Consider the following 15,470-nt stretch of genomic DNA (forward strand, 5'->3'; position numbering starts at 1 on the left):
ATCTTTAGTAGATTCTACACGCCGCATGATAATCCTTTGTAAATTAACTAAATTTTTCGTAAATTAAATTACAAATATTTATTTTTTTTTTGATTTTCGAGTCGATTTGAACGCTATGAATCCTTCTGTTCGAAATATTTACACATGTTTTTGGAGTCTGGTACTTGTTTGGCGGCTTTATATCCACTACGCTTATAAGGATTCACGATAGCAATTCAGAAAGGACGGGTACTATTGCTGAAGATGAAGTGGTTTGCCCTTTTAATAACGTTAAGTCTTTTTCTTGCCGGCTGCGGCCAGGAAATAAAAGATCCCGTCAATTGGGAAATAGAAGATTTCACTTTCACCAATCAGAATAATGAAGATGTGAGTCTGGAAGATCTGGAAGGCGAGGTCTGGCTGGCAGATTTCGTATTCACCAATTGCACGACTGTCTGCTTGCCGATGATGGCGAATATGACCGAATTGCAGGAGCAATTGAAACAGGAAGGTCTTGATGTGCGGATTGTTTCGTTCAGTGTGGATCCAACGATTGATACACCAGAAGTTTTAAAATCCTATGCTGAGAATTACGGCGCAGATCTGAACAGCTGGGACTTGCTGACAGGCTATTCTCCCGAAGAAATCGATGCATTCGCAATGGAGAATTTCAAAAGCGTCGCCAGAAAGCCGGCAAATGAAGACCAAGTTGTCCACGGCACTTCTTTTTATCTCGTCGATCAGGAAGGTGTCGTCCGCAAATTCTATGATGGCATCGATCCCCCGACAGAAGAAATCATGAGCGATATCGAAATTCTTTTGGCGGAGGAATAAGCGATGAAAAAGATGAAGATCTGGATTTTGCTCGGCATTTTGGCTGCAGCCGCTTTTTTGATTTTCCTTTTCGTTCCGCGTGAGAATGTTCCCCCACCCAACACTCGGGTGGTTCTTGAGCATACCCACCGGACTTATATCGCCCCTTCGTGTTTCCAGGAAGCGGACGCGACAAATTACCTCGAAGAGTCGACGCTTGAGCAAGCAAAGGAATTAAATTATCCGCCGCATACCGACTGTACGGCAGAAGCTTTTGAAGGAAATGTGGAAAGCCGGTTCACAAGCATCTTGAAAGAATTCGGCGTCATCGAAAAAGAATCAGTGGACTGGTAAACAGAAAACAGGCCGCGGACATTTGTCCGCGGCCTGTTTATTCTTTAAGAACAGGAAGAATATAAACGATATTGCGCAAAACAGCTTCGCTTTCCTGGGGACTTGCACTGAGCTAACTCGGTCTCGGTCCCCTTCGCCCGAGTGGATCTCAGCACTTCGCTCGAAACGGAGTTGGAAAGCCAACTCAGTTTCTGCTCCCTTGGGAGTCTCTCTGTTTTGCTCCATATCTCAGATACCTTTCTACAAAGTATGTCTTTTCAAGTCTGTTTCAAATAAGAAGTAGATGTTTTGAATCTGCACAAAACCAGCACAAAATAACATGGAGTGAATGACAAAGACATACTCCCTGAATCACCATTTCCTCTTTTTTCTATATTTCCGGTTCGATGATTTTCACACAGACTGGCGCCTTAGTTTTTATTTCCTGTGCAAGTTCGATCGCCCGGCCGTCTTCCAGTTTCAAAACTGTGAGGGTATCCGATTTCTCGTTAGCCGCAATCAGCCATTCCCCGCCTGGAACCAATGAGAAATGGCGCGGTCCCGCTCCACCGCTGCTCGTGAATTCCGGACTGCGGAGTTTGCCGCTTTCATCGATTTCAAAAGAGACGATGCTGTCATTCCCTCTGTTCGAAGCATAAAGGAATTTTCCATCTTCGGATACAACCACTTCCGCAGCCGTATTTTCTCCCTCGAAAGCTGTCGGCAGAAGTGACACGCGCTGAATTGGCTTGATTTCACTTTCCTGTCCAACCGTCAGAACCGTCATCGTCGAATCCAGTTCACCCAGCGAATAAATCAGTGGCAATTTCGGATGGAATGCCAAATGCCTCGGACCGCTTCCCGGTTCTGTATCTACTGCGTGATCAAGCGCCAGTTTCCCGTTTTGCATATCAAGCTGATAAAAGTAAATTGTATCCGTTCCAAGATCCGAGACAGCAAACAGATTTTCCCCTGGCACTTGAATGATGGAATGCGGATGGGCAGCATCCTGCCTTTCATGATTCGGCCCCGTTCCTTCATGCTGCACTGAGTCGGTCATTCCCCCGATGGACCCGTCTTCTTTCAGTTCAAAGACATTCACGTTCCCACCGGAATAATTGACAGACAGCAGCCATTTGCCGCTTCGATCAATCGTGACATAAGCAGGATGATCGCCATTTCCGCTGCTGCGGCTGTGTTCCTGTATCATGCCGTTATCCGAATCCAGCTTGTAGGATACCAGTTCGCCATCGAAATCTTCACTGCCGGATACCGCTAATTCCTGTGATGGATGAATCGTGAGGAATGATGGACGTTCAATTCCGCTGACTCCTGCCACTTCCTTGAGCGTCCCAGAATCCGTATCGAACTCCCACAGTTTGATGCCTTTTTCTTCTCGGCCCGAATATGAACCTGTAAGCATATGAAGAATTGCCAAACAAAACTCCTCCTTCTGCGTCGCCGACTCCCACTCGTCAGCCGCTCAATTTATATATAGCCTATCAAACCGGATTGGTTTAAGCCACAAAAAATCCACCTTGTGACAGGTGGATGATTGGCTTATAAAAGAATGCTCGTCTGTATAAAAAGCTGGACCATTATATAGAAAGCGATGGCATATCTTAAATTGAAACGGATGCCGTTCCGGATGCCGCTCAAGCCATTCATGCTGCTCAAAATGATGACCGGCATGACGAACGGCGACAGGATGATGGAAATGACGCTCCCTGAAGTTACTGCCAGCACAATCAATTCCGGCGGATACGGCAGCACCGCCCCTTCCAGAATCCCTGTCACCAAAACAATGACAGGCAATGGACCCAGTCCGATAAACCCGAGAACGATCAGGATGAAAGGAAGCAGCAGCAGGATATTCAGAAACGGGATGAGTTCCGTGATGTAATTCATGCCATCAATTACGTATGCGCCTGTCCCTGATCTATTCAGCGCGTAAATCATTAATCCTGCGGACAGCAGGATACTGAACTGCTGTGCCTGCCGTGAAATCCCATTCGAAAAATAAGTTTTACCATCCGCCACATAATTCCCCATCCGCTTTTTAAGCAGGAAATAAAGCAATGTCCAAAACAGAATGACAAGTGGAATCACTACCAGAAAGTCGACCCTCCAGACTTCGTGAATGAAAAATATCGTACCGAACAGGGACACAAACAGAAAAGCGAATTCCGCCACATCCCGGTTCCATTTGCCAGTGTTCCGCGAGTTCTTGATTGCTTTGCCAATTTCAGTGCGCAGGACCGCCGAAAAGTCATCTCCATCTCTCTTCTCCTGACGATAAGCAAAAAATGCACCGAGCAAACTTCCACCTATAGCCGCGCTAAACCCCAGCGCGACTGATTTCCATAAAGTGGCGCCTAAAGCCTCCACCGCAAAGATGAAGCTTGGAATGCTGATGACCCATAGTGTGGACAGAGCAAAGCCACGCAAAATGGCCGTCCCCTTGAATTGTTCCCACGCTTCGCTTTTTTGTTCTTTCAAAAATGAATCGATGAAACTGTACATCATCGGAACCGCTCCAAAAAGAAGGAAATGGGAGATGATTTGGGTCATGCCCGTTAACCCTAAATAGAATTTCCGGCTTTCATTCAAAAATTTATGGCCATAGCTCATGATTTCATCGATATAAGGTTCTTCATTCAACACCCAGCTGATCATCGGTACAATCAGCAATAGCGAAATCAGGCTGCGCATCTGTAAAAAACCTTCTGCCAGCCCTTCCAGCAAAGAGCCATTTGTTAATAACATGACGCCGACCGCAATTGTGGAGAGAAAAATCGGCAATTGCATTTTATTGAGCGGCAGCAGAATCAACCCGAACACTAAGGTCAGTGATCCCAGGACAGATAATACATTGAACAAAGCCTCGTTGAAGAAGAAATAGGTGATGAAATGGAGCAGCGCATAAACCGACACCGAAAAGGTAAAACCTTTTGCTGCGATACCTTTCATACACTCTCTTCCTTTCCGTTTTACCCCTAAGTTATCCTCTATTCTACACTTGTAAAGCCCGATGAAAAGTTTACAGGACTAAAAAAAGACATAAAATTATTTTTTTTAATAGGAATAGTTTTAATTCTATAATATTTAATGATATGCTGACTTCAAACAATCAATTATAATATATCTGGGATACGGGCGCACAGCGTTCTTCTGGATTTTCTTCATGAATTCCCGATGGAAAAAGCTGTATTCAATTCTTTGCCGATCTTCTAGTTTTTCGAGATAAATTAAGTCGTTTGATAGTATAGGAGGAAATATTGTGGGTGTAACTAGAGACTTTTTTATTGCTATGAGCAAAAACCAATTGTTGAACAGCGGTGCAAAAAAATGGGGATTAAAATTAGGTGCCAGTAAGATGGTTGCCGGTACTGATATTGACAGTATGATGAAATCGGTTAAAGAATTGAACAGCATGAAAATCAGTGCGACAATCGACAACCTCGGCGAATTCGTCTACAGCAGAGAAGAAGCGACTGCCGCCAAAGAAGATATCATCAATACTATTGAAGCTATTCAAGAACATGGCGTAGATGCCCATATGTCGATTAAGCTGACTCAAATCGGACTGGATATCGATTACGATTTCAGCCTTGAAAATATTCGCGAAATTGCAGCTGCAGCCGAAAAATACGATATATTCATCAACCTGGACATGGAAGATTATGCCCACCTCCAGCAGACTCTCGATATTTTAACTGCACTGCGTAAGGATTATCCGAATGTCGGTACGGTAATCCAAGCTTATTTATACCGTTCAGAAAAAGATTTGGAGCGTCTGGACGATGTCCGTCTGCGCCTCGTAAAAGGTGCTTACAAGGAAATTCCGGATGTTTCCCTGCAAAGCAAGCAGGATATTGATGAAAACTTCCTGAAATTGATCAAAATCCGGCTTCTCGGGAAAGCGTTTACTTCCATCGCAACCCATGACCATAATATCATCAATGAAGTGAAGAAATTCGTTGAAGAAAACAACATTCCTCATGACCGCTTTGAATTCCAGATGCTTTATGGTTTCCGTACGGAAATGCAGAAAGAGCTGGCCGCGGAAGGATATGCTTTCACAACGTATGTGCCTTACGGGAAAGACTGGTACGCCTACTTCATGAGAAGATTGGCGGAACGCCCGCAGAACATCAACTTGGCTTTGCGCAGCATGGTATCCAAATAAATAGAGTGCAAATTAAAAAGGGGCCGCGGAATATAATCCGCGGCTCCTTTTATTTGTCTTCATCCAAAGTTCTGACACGCAGCGGCGGCAGTTCCTGCGACAGCCGTTTGCGGAATTGCTCATATTGCGGCGGAAGCTTCAGCTCCTGCCCGAGTGTTTCAACCGGTTCATCTACTGAGAAGCCCGGCGGGTCAGTGGCAATTTCAAAAAGGATGTCCCCGTATTCACGGAAGTAAATCGAATTGAAATAATTCCGATCCTGCACCGGGGTGACACCGAGCCTCCAGTTTTCGATTTTTTCCTTCCAGTCGAGCTGATCCGCATCGTCTTCAGCCCGCCAGGCAATGTGATGGACGGTGCCTACTCCCATTTGGCCGGTACCTTGCCGCTCCGTCATGACATCCACGATATTGCCGATTTCTGCCGTAGACTTAAAGCGGATGATATTGCCTTCTTCGCCAATTTTTTCGAGTCCCATGACGGACTCCAGCAATTCCCATGTTTTCTCGGCATTCGCTGAGAAAAGAAGGGCTCCAGCAAATCCTTTGATCGCTTTTTCTCCGGTAATTCCGCCGAAATCCCACGAACTTTTCTGGCCTTCAGTCCGTTCCACCAGCTCCAGAAGCAGGCCATGAGGGTCTTCGAAGCCTATATATCCCTCGCCGAATCTTTCATTTTCAGTAAATGGAACCCCGAATTTAGTCAGGCGCTCCTTCCAGAAACCAAGGCTATTCGGCGGCACAGCAAATGCCGTCACCCCGACCTGCCCGTCACCAATTTTTCCGCGGTAAGCATCGCCCCAAGGAAAGAAAGTCATGATCGTTCCAGGCGCTCCTTCTTCATTGCCAAAATAAAGGTGATAAGTCCCTGGATCATCAAAATTGACTGTTTTTTTCGTCAGCCGCAATCCTAAAACACCTGCATAAAAATCCACATTTTGCTGCACATCACCGACGATGGCTGTAATATGATGAATTCCCGAAATTTTCTTTGCCATCATTCACACACTCCTTTGCTAAGCACTTCACCTGCTATCATCATAGCAAGTATTTATCTCGAATTAAAGACATTAAACCCTTTCCCCTTCATCTCTATTATTCAGGCATGTTTTTCTCATGCTTTTTCTTCTTGGCTTGTTCATGTTTTCCCGCTTTTTCCAGATCCTCAATTTCATCTTGTTTAACTTTTTCAATTTCCGCTTTTTGTTGTCTTTCTTCATATTTGGTATCCGCTTCTTCTGCCGCTACATCTTTCTGGTGTTCTTTCACTTCTTCTATCTTCTCCATTTCTTCTTCATATTGTTCTTCCACTTCACTAGTCGCAGGAATGAAAGGCTCCTCATTAAAATCAGTCCGTTTGCCATAACGCAGCATTTCATAGATGATCAGCCCGTTATTCGGCATCCCGTTGGCTGTTTTCATCGGAACGACATCAAATAGGACATAATAGAACGCATAAAAGATAAACCGATTCCAGAAAGTTTCATATTCCTGGAGCATATCGTTCGCCAGCATGGCGTTGATGACTAACGCCACCACAACGTTCACTAAAATTGGGCCAGCGTACAATAAGATATAAGCAAACTTCCCTTCCCTTTTAAGGGAATCGTAGGAAAACCAACTGTATAGATGATAATATTTCCGAATATCGAACATTCCGACCTTCACGATTCTTGGCCCGGATCCTACCGTTAAACGGGGATTTTTTACACCAAGCAGCACGCCCACAATTACGTATCCCATTTCACGGAGGAATACGACGACCGGCAATATGATGAATGCCGATATCACTAGTGCCACTAAATCCGATAACCCGAACATATAAATCCCCCTTTTCCCTTACAACTTCTTTAAAACATCACCTATTTATTTACCCCTTCTTTATAAAAAGAACCTTAAATCGCACATATTACAACATTTAGGCAGTTAGTCTCTTTCTTTATTACAATCATTACAGATAGGATGAACTTACTAGCCCGAAATCGACAGATCATGACGTTGGGATGTGCTTCATGAAAAAACCAGCTAACTTTATGCTAAATAAAATATGGATTTTCCCTGTTATCATAGGATTGACGCTATTGGCGGTTCTTTTCATGGAAGACATGATGACGCCGAAAGACGCTGTCGCTTCCAGGGAGCCAGCCGGGTCGGCAGTGTTTGCTCCGCCTCCTTATATAGAAGAAGTGCGGGCGGAAGTCACTGTAATCCCAGACCTCATTTACGAAGAGGAATCAGATGCGCTTTTGGACCTTTATATTCCCGCAACGCTGGACGAACCGGTACCAGTGATTTTGTGGATTCACGGCGGCGGTTATGTCGGCGGTTCAAAAGACAGCCGGCGTGATTATGCCATGACTCTTGCCCATGAGGGCTATCTTGTAGCCAATATGGATTACGGCCTTGCTCCTGAACAGCTTTATCCAGGACCGATTTTCCAGGCAAACGCTGCACTGGCATATCTTCAGAAGCATGCCGCTGAGTTTGGCGGAGATATGGACCGCATATTCATCGGCGGTGATTCTGCCGGCGCGCAAATTGCAAGCCAGCTCAGTGCCGTTATCTCAAATGAAGGATTAGCTTCCAGCATGGGGCTTACGCCCTCCGTTGATTCCGAAAAGCTGCGCGGCGCTTTATTGTTTTGCGGATTATATAATATGGCAACAGTGAGTGACACCGGATTTCCCAATATCGATTATTTTTTGAACACATACACCGGAACCACGGCGTTTGAAAACTTCAGGGATTTGGAAGAGCTGTCGACAGTTAAGCACATTACCGCTGATTTTCCGGATACATTCATTTCAGTGGGAGACGGAGATCCACTGGCTTCGCAATCAATCGAACTGGCAAGCATCATCCGTTCACACGGAATAACGGTTGAAACGATGTTTTTCGAGGGTTCGGAAAAAAATCTGCAGCATGAGTTCCAATATGCGCTGGACACACTTGATGCGCAAGAAACATTAAGCGAAACTTTGGATTTCCTTTCAGTTAAAAGCAGATAAAAAGACTCCAATTGAGCAATTTCCGCTCAATTGGAGTCTTTTTCAGTTCTGACTCAGTAATTTTTTCGATGTTGCCGATTTAGAGCTTGGCACATCCGCTTTTGCTTTGCTTCTGGCTGGAATCATATTGAACACGATGTTCAATGCGATTGCCGTTACACTGCCTGCCACAATGCCGTTGCTCGTCAGGATCTGAAAGCTTGGCGGCACCATCGCAAAAATTTCCGGAACCACTGTTACCCCCAGCCCGATTCCGACAGAACAGGCAACGATCATCGAGTTTTCCGTAGATTCACCCATCACTTTGCCAAGCATTTTTATTCCCTGGGAAATAACCATACCGAACATCGCAAGCATCGCTCCACCCAGGACAGCTGTCGGGATGATTGTCGTCATGGCCGCAATTTTCGGTACAAACCCGAGTGTGATGAGCATCATCGCGGCGATGAAAATAATTTTCCGGGATTTGACGCCGGACATCTGGATCAGTCCGACGTTCTGTGAAAATGCCGTATAAGGGAAAGCATTAAAAATGCCTCCCATCATTATAGCCAAGCCTTCCGCCCGGTAGCCTTTCGCCAAATCCTTCTGTTCCAATTTCTTTTTCGTGATATCGCTTAACGCGAAGTAGACACCCGTCGATTCAACCAGCGATACCATCGCCACCAAGCTCATCGTCAGAATGGCGGACCATTCGAAAGTCGGCATGCCGAAATAAAACGGTTTGACCATATGAAAATATGAAGCTTCGGCGATTGGCGCGAAATTGACCAATCCCATGAAACCGGCAACGAGCGTCCCACCGACAAGACCAAGCAGAATCGAAATGGCTCTGACAAAACCGGTTGAGAACTTGTAAAGCAAAATGATGAATAGCAGCGTGCCGAATGCCAGAGAGATATTGACAGTGGAACCGAAATCAGCCGCACCTTGCCCTCCGCCCATATTATTGATGGCAACAGGAATCAGCGTAATTCCGATGATCGTCACCACAGAACCCGTGACGATCGGCGGGAAGAAGCGCACAAGACTGCCGAAGACACTGCTGATCAGGACGACAAAAATTCCTGATGCTATGATCGCCCCATAAATTGCGGAAATTCCAAATTCGCCCCCGATGGCAATCATCGGACCAACTGCTGTAAACGTACAGCCAAGAACCACCGGCAGGCCGATTCCGAAAAATCGGTTGCTGACAATTTGCAGCAAAGTTGCAATCCCACACAGTAAAATATCGATTGATACTAAGTAAGTCAGTTGTTCAGAGTTGAGGCCGAGTGCGCCTCCGACTATTAATGGAACCAATACGGCTCCCGCATACATCGCCAGTACATGCTGCAGCCCCAGAGCTGATTCGCCTAATAATTTTTTCATCGGACCATCGCCTCCTCAAAGAACTCTGCTTTGCCATTTTCCATTGTCTTGATGTTCGCGAGCGTTTCCACGCGGATGCCGCGGTCGCGGATTTCTTTGCCGCCGGGCTGGAAACCTTTTTCGATGACAATGCCGACACCTGCAAGCGACGCTCCAGCTTGTTCAATGATATTCAATAACCCCAAAACCGCCTGGCCGTTAGCCAGAAAATCATCCAAAATCAGCACCACATCATCTTTATCCAGAAAATCTTTTGAGACCGATATTTCACTAGTGACATTTTTGGTAAACGAATGGACGCTTGCCGAATACAAATTATCGGTTAATGTGAGCGACTGGCTTTTGCGCGCAAAAACAGGCTTAACGCCCATTTTGAGGCCCGTCATTACGGCAGGGGCAATCCCTGAAGATTCGATTGTCAATATTTTAGTGACGCCGGCATCCGAGAAGCGCGAGGCAAACTCTTCGCCGATTGCATCCATCAGCACCGGATCGATTTGATGATTCAGGAATGAATCCACTTTCAAGACTGATTCAGATAATACTCTTCCTTCTGATACTATTTTCTCCTGTAACTGCTTCATATCGCTGGTTCCCCTTTCGTCACGGCCGAGGGCATAAAAAATAGCCCTCAGAACCGTGCATCCATTCATAACCATGAGCGGAGCAATGTCCTTCGAGCTGAATTCGAAAGGAAACGCAAAGAAATATGCGCCAAAAAGGGCATAGTCCATCGTTTCGTTGCTTCTCATAGTCGGTTTATTTACGGTAAACCGGTAGAAACTCGCGAGCCATATCCCCGCTATTATATGAGTGAATATTATTTTTGAATGGACCAATTATAGCACGCCTCAAAAATCATTCAAGACAGAATTGAAATATAAAAATTTTCAGATATATGAGCTGTTTGAGGCAATCGTGAAGCTATATTCCTTTTCAAATAATTTTGACCGAAAATAATCGGAATGGATTGATTTTATTTACATCTGACTATATATTTAGAGAGGCGAAATAAATTTCTGCAGAAAAGAGTGGATTAGATGAAATCCTGGTTCATGGACTGGAAGACTAAAATCCTTTCCTTTAATCGAAACGTTAAACTGTTTATGCTCGCCAATGTCCTGATCCAAATCGGGTTGGGCGTTTTCATGGTGATGTATAACCTCTATATAAAAGAACTCGGCATGCCTGAAACCGTCAACGGCAAAGTGATTTCCATGACCGCTCTGGCTTCGGCCATCATGCTGATTCCTGCAGGTTTCCTCAGTGATAAAATCGGACGGAAATGGATCATCATTGCAGGTGCTTTGTTCGGTGCCGTCACTTTATACTATCGAAGCTTTGCGGTTCTGGAATCCCCTCTTGTTACTGCAGCTTTTTTCACCGGTCTTTTCATGGCTTTCGTCCAAGTTTCCGGTGTACCGCTTCTCGCCGAGAACTCAAAATCTTCTGAGCGTGTGCACATGTTCAGCATCTATTTCGCTTTGATGACAGCCGCAAATGTTGTGGGCAGCCTGCTGGGCGGCATCGTATCCGACGTATTCCAAGTCTATCTGTCGATGTCCGCAGTCGACGCCATCCGCTGGTCGCTGCTTTTTGGGGCCACCCTTTTTACAGCAGGGCTCTTGCCTTTATTCGAATTGAACAATAAAGTACCTGAACCTTCCGAAAAAGTGGAGACAAGGATCGATATCGAACCGGATGATCCTGGGTTAAGGCGAAATTTGATCGTTATTTTCCACTTCTCATTCGCCAGCCTGCTGATCGGCCTCGGCTCCGGTTTGGTTGTGCCGTACCTGAATCTTTACTTCGCAAACCGTTTTGACGCTTCCAATGCCTACATCGGTCTGGTGCTATCACTCGGTTCCGCCATGACCGCAGTTGCCATGCTGATTGGTCCGATGCTTGTCCGGCGGGTCGGCAAAGTCAAAGCTTTGATCATTTTCCAGGTGCTTTCCATTCCATTTTTGATCCTGACTGCCTATACGACTTCCTTGTTCCTGGCTTCGTTAGGCTTTTTGCTGCGCCAGGCATTGATGAATGCGGGCAATCCCATCCAAAGTGCGATTGCAATGGAAGTCGTCCATGATAAATATAAAGGGCTTGCGAATTCCGTGAACCAGATGGTCTTTAATGTCGGCTGGGCCACGATGGGTCCGGTTGCGGCAGGCCTGGTCATCGCTTTCGGTTCGTATTGGGGCTATGCCTACGCGTTCTCGATCACAGCCGGATTGTATGTCATTTCATCCACTTATTACTATTTCATTTTCGGAAGAAGGAAGCTGAGTGAGAAGTAAAAAGAAAAGCGGAAGTGCCTGTTCAGCTCTGAAAGGCGTAAGACGGTACAGTGAAGCGATCCTGATCGCGCAGCTGGGCCGGCTTATGACCCGAAGAGCTGGGTCGCCGGAGTCTGGACAATAGAAAAGCGACGGCACCCGTTTAGCTCTGAAAGGCGTAAGACGGTACAGTGAAGCGATCCTGATCGCGCAGCTGGGCCGGCTTATGACCCGAAGAGCTGGGTCGCCGGAGTCTGGACAATAGAAAAGCGACGGCACCCGTTTAGCTCTGAAAGGCGTAAGACGGTACAGTGAAGCGATCCTGATCGCGCAGCTGGGCCGGCTTATGACCCGAAGAGCTGGGTCGCCGGAGTCTGGACAATAGAAAAGCACCGAACCACTACGGGCCCGGTGCTTTCAGCTTAATTGTTAATATACTTTTCAAATACGTCCCCGAAATCTTTAACATGATACTGATTTCTTACTGATGTCAGCCAAGTGAATCCGAAATCGGTCAGTTTTGAATATTGCTCGTCCAGCGCGACATTCGAAGGACGTGAGCTTTGGAGAATTCCAGCCGCTTTATCGAGGCTTTGATTGGCCATGTCAATGACGATGCCGTTCTCATAAGTCATTTCTGATATCCGCAATAAAGATTTATATAAGTCTTTCAATTGTTCGATCTGGTTTTTCTGGACATCAATTTTAAATTGTTCTGCTCCCAGTTTAAAAGCGATCTCTACATCAATATCGATCTTCCCTGCCGTTTCCAAGAAAACATCGGCAATTGGATGTCTCGAATAAGGATAACGTTTCAAAGTTCTTTTTGAAGAAACAGCGCTTTCCCCGTCAACATGGATCAACGCAAGATTTGTAAAACAATATTCATCCGCTCTTGTTTTAATCAGGAAATAGATCTTTTCCTGATCTTCATGCATCACATAATCATCAGAATCCGTCTTATCAAAGTCTTTCGGATCGATTATCTTCCCCACATCACTTAAGCCTAAAGCGTCTGAAGCCATTTTCTTGAACACTTCGTCTCCCCCTTTTTCTTTTGAGAACATTCACATCTCTATTTTATCAAACATACCCAGTTTGACGAACACCTGGGAATTAAAAAATTTTATCATCATGAAAAACAAAAGCTGTTCCGTAAATCCGGTTAAGGATTACTGGAACAGCTTTTCTGCTTTGCCATCCTTTATTGCATCGGAGCAATGACAGAGTTTACATATTCAGCAACCTGCTGAATTTCTTCTTCTGATAGCACGCCTTCAAACGCCGGCATGCTGGATCCCCCATTTCGAATCCGTTCAAGTACTGTATCAAGATCTTCAGCTGCTTCACTCTGCTGGAGGTTCGGTCCATTATGCCCACCAGCTCCCTGGTCACCGTGACAAGACAGACAGTTGCTTTCATAAATGGCCAATCCAGCATCTGTTTCAGCTTGAGCTGTATCGCCTTCTTCCCCGTCAGTCCCTTCTTCACTTTCACCTTCTACATCGTCATCCGCTTCAGGGTTGCCTTCGTCGGTGTCATCCACTTTGTCATCGAAAGCCTCATCATCTTCGACCGGGGCTTCTCCTCCTACCGTTCCGGAGTCGATTTCACCATCCAATGTGAATGTATAGATTTTGTCACCGTGTTTGGAACCAGCCAGCGAGTTACCGGCAGCCAATACGGAAATGTATTGTACACCATCAATTTCATAAGAAATGGAAGGTGCATTTACACCGGCATCCGTCTGATATTCCCAAACCTGGTCTCCTGTTGTAGCGTCATAAGCGATCAGGCGGCCATCGTTATGACCGGCAAAAAGCAAATTCCCTTTGGTCACCAAGAGACCGCTGTATGCAATAGCGTCCCAATCCACTTGCCAAGCAATTGTGTTGGTTTTTACATCCAGTGCTGTGACTGTCCCTCTTTGAGGTGCGTCGGACACCGGCTGCCACACGCTGCCGATATATTCGTCCCCTTCCGAGAACTCGTTTTCACTTCTCGTTAATGAGAAATAATTATCGTTGCCTAATACATAGAAGTATTCAGTTTCTGGGCTATAGGCCGATGGCGGCCAGTTTGCACCACCTTGAGGTGATGGTTTCACTGTCACAGGTTCTTCCCAGAACGGTGTGAACAGTCCGCCGATTTCACCATCGAATTCCGGTGCCAAGTCGCGCTCCACGTCTTCTTCCGTCACTTCCTGCGGCACAAACCCGTCACCTACCGGAATTGGCTGGGTCGGTGATGTTTTTTGCCGTTCGTCCTGCGGCACTTCCTGTTCTTCAATACCCACTAAAGGTTCTCCATTTGTGCGGTCGAGGAAATAAACATAGCCTGTTTTCCCGGCTTGAGCAATCCCTTTTCTCATTTCACCATCCATTTCCACGTCATAGAGAATGACCGGGTTCGCCGGATCCAAATCCCAAATGTCGTGATGGACAGTTTGGAAATGCCATTGATATTCCCCGGTATCCACATCTAACGCAAGAATGGAATCGGCAAACAGATTATCGCCTTCCCGCTGGCTGCCATCCAAATCGGGCGACGTATTGCCTGTCGCAAAGTAAATCATATTCAGTTCGGGGTCGACTGCTGGCGTCTGCCATACAGGTGCGCCCCCAGTCATCCATGCATCGTTATCATCGGGCCAGGTATCGCTTCCAGGTTCGCCCGGTGCAGGTATTGTATAGAAACGCCATACTTCACGTCCGATGTTGGCATCATATGCCATGATTCTTCCACGTATGCCATATTCGCCACCAGCTACGCCGGTATAAACCTTGCCATCATAATACAACGGCGCATTCGTGATGGTATAACCTTCATTCCACTGTGCAACCACCGTCTCCCAAATCACTTCGCCTGTTTCGATATCCAAAGCTACTAAGCGGGCGTCCAGCAGCGTGGCAAAGATCATATCATTCCCCACCGCTACGCCACGGTTATTCCACCCGCAGCAAACGGTGTCCAGACCTTCGGCTATTTCCGGCCGATATGCCCAGATTTCTTCGCCCGTCACTGCATCAAGCGCTATAACATCGTTCGCTCCTGTTGTAACGTACATGACGCCTTCATAAACGATTGGCGTAGCTTCACCGGAATATTTGAATTCAGTTCCAGATCCTAAACTGGCTGTCCATTTACCATTGAGATCACTAATGTTGTCCGTATTGATGGAATCTAAAGGCGAGTACCGGCGGCTGTACATATCTCCGCCATGGAACGCCCAGTCGCTGGTTGGATATTCCACTTCAGGAACTTCACCTTGCTGGGGATCTGATGCGCCCAGCTGCGTAGCTGCTGTTCCTTCGCCAGTGCCAGCTGTTTCTGTACTGCCGTCTTCCTGACTTTCCTCATTACCCAATAAATTAGGTAAAAATACGATTCCTCCGACGATAACAATCAGCGCAATCACCATGACAGTGACAATTTGCCAAGTTTTCATATCTGCACCCCTTTCTACTGGATCGAATATCCTTCGATATAAATTAACACT

At 46.1% G+C, this 15,470-nt stretch carries 13 protein-coding genes and 1 riboswitch; of the genes, 5 read left to right on the forward strand and 8 right to left on the reverse strand.

The genetic code is table 11. The features are described 5' to 3' along the window. The first annotated feature begins 243 nt into the window (after positions 1-243). Together D2910_RS11075 and D2910_RS11080 are read left to right on the forward strand one after the other, a co-directional pair. Positions 244-813: an SCO family protein gene (locus D2910_RS11075; protein ID WP_117313644.1), complete on the forward strand. Its 570-nt coding sequence runs from the start codon at positions 244-246 to the stop codon at positions 811-813. 3 nt (positions 814-816) lie between these two features. Next, entirely contained in the window at positions 817-1,146 is a 330-nt protein-coding gene (locus D2910_RS11080) for a hypothetical protein (protein ID WP_117313527.1), read from the forward strand. A gap of 370 nt (positions 1,147-1,516) precedes the next feature. Here the strand turns inward: D2910_RS11080 and D2910_RS11085 are convergent, their stop codons facing one another. Both D2910_RS11085 and D2910_RS11090 read right to left on the reverse strand, forming a co-directional pair. Continuing rightward, positions 1,517-2,563, reverse strand: a complete 1,047-nt coding sequence (locus D2910_RS11085) for a lactonase family protein (RefSeq protein WP_117313528.1) — start codon at positions 2,561-2,563, stop codon at positions 1,517-1,519. A 122-nt stretch (positions 2,564-2,685) separates the two neighbouring features. Then, positions 2,686-4,095 (reverse strand): hypothetical protein, encoded by a 1,410-nt coding sequence (locus tag D2910_RS11090; RefSeq protein ID WP_117313529.1) that lies wholly within the window; start codon positions 4,093-4,095, stop codon positions 2,686-2,688. A gap of 310 nt (positions 4,096-4,405) precedes the next feature. On the opposite strand from D2910_RS11090, the gene D2910_RS11095 reads away from it, so the two are divergent. Next, positions 4,406-5,314 carry a proline dehydrogenase family protein gene (locus D2910_RS11095; RefSeq protein WP_117313530.1) on the forward strand — a complete coding sequence of 303 codons (909 nt, stop codon included), beginning with the start codon at positions 4,406-4,408 and terminating at the stop codon, positions 5,312-5,314. Between the two features lie 49 nt (positions 5,315-5,363). On the opposite strand, the gene D2910_RS11100 is transcribed toward D2910_RS11095, so the two are convergent. Further along, positions 5,364-6,311, reverse strand: a complete 948-nt coding sequence (locus tag D2910_RS11100; RefSeq protein ID WP_117313645.1) for a ring-cleaving dioxygenase — start codon at positions 6,309-6,311, stop codon at positions 5,364-5,366. A 97-nt stretch (positions 6,312-6,408) separates the two neighbouring features. After that, a complete protein-coding gene (locus tag D2910_RS11105) occupies positions 6,409-7,134 on the reverse strand; it encodes a hypothetical protein (protein ID WP_084243239.1) in 726 nt (241 codons plus the stop codon). A 191-nt stretch (positions 7,135-7,325) separates the two neighbouring features. Between D2910_RS11105 and D2910_RS11110 the strand changes: the two genes are divergently transcribed. Then, positions 7,326-8,321 carry an alpha/beta hydrolase gene (locus tag D2910_RS11110; protein ID WP_240633608.1) on the forward strand — a complete coding sequence of 332 codons (996 nt, stop codon included), beginning with the start codon at positions 7,326-7,328 and terminating at the stop codon, positions 8,319-8,321. Positions 8,322-8,363: 42 nt separating this feature from the next. Here D2910_RS11110 and D2910_RS11115 read toward each other — a convergent pair whose 3' ends face one another. Together D2910_RS11115 and D2910_RS11120 are read right to left on the reverse strand one after the other, a co-directional pair. Next, positions 8,364-9,695: a nucleobase:cation symporter-2 family protein gene (locus tag D2910_RS11115; RefSeq protein WP_117313531.1), complete on the reverse strand. Its 1,332-nt coding sequence runs from the start codon at positions 9,693-9,695 to the stop codon at positions 8,364-8,366. Further along, on the reverse strand, positions 9,692-10,279 hold the full coding sequence (locus D2910_RS11120; protein WP_117313647.1) for a xanthine phosphoribosyltransferase: 588 nt from the start codon (positions 10,277-10,279) through the stop codon (positions 9,692-9,694). Before D2910_RS11120 ends, D2910_RS11115 begins: the two co-directional genes overlap by 4 nt. Before the next feature lie 147 nt (positions 10,280-10,426). Next, a riboswitch (purine riboswitch) is annotated at positions 10,427-10,528 on the reverse strand. Between the two features lie 207 nt (positions 10,529-10,735). On the opposite strand from D2910_RS11120, the gene D2910_RS11125 reads away from it, so the two are divergent. Further along, positions 10,736-11,992 (forward strand): MFS transporter, encoded by a 1,257-nt coding sequence (locus D2910_RS11125; RefSeq protein ID WP_117313532.1) that lies wholly within the window; start codon positions 10,736-10,738, stop codon positions 11,990-11,992. 401 nt (positions 11,993-12,393) lie between these two features. On the opposite strand, the gene D2910_RS11130 is transcribed toward D2910_RS11125, so the two are convergent. After that, positions 12,394-13,008: a PH domain-containing protein gene (locus tag D2910_RS11130; RefSeq protein ID WP_084243411.1), complete on the reverse strand. Its 615-nt coding sequence runs from the start codon at positions 13,006-13,008 to the stop codon at positions 12,394-12,396. A gap of 167 nt (positions 13,009-13,175) precedes the next feature. Then, positions 13,176-15,419 (reverse strand): outer membrane protein assembly factor BamB family protein, encoded by a 2,244-nt coding sequence (locus D2910_RS11135; protein ID WP_117313533.1) that lies wholly within the window; start codon positions 15,417-15,419, stop codon positions 13,176-13,178. Positions 15,420-15,470 lie beyond the last annotated feature (51 nt).

Origin of the sequence: Planomicrobium okeanokoites, from assembly GCF_003428875.1 — a bacterium.
Classification (GTDB): Bacteria; Bacillota; Bacilli; order Bacillales_A; family Planococcaceae; genus Planococcus; species Planococcus okeanokoites.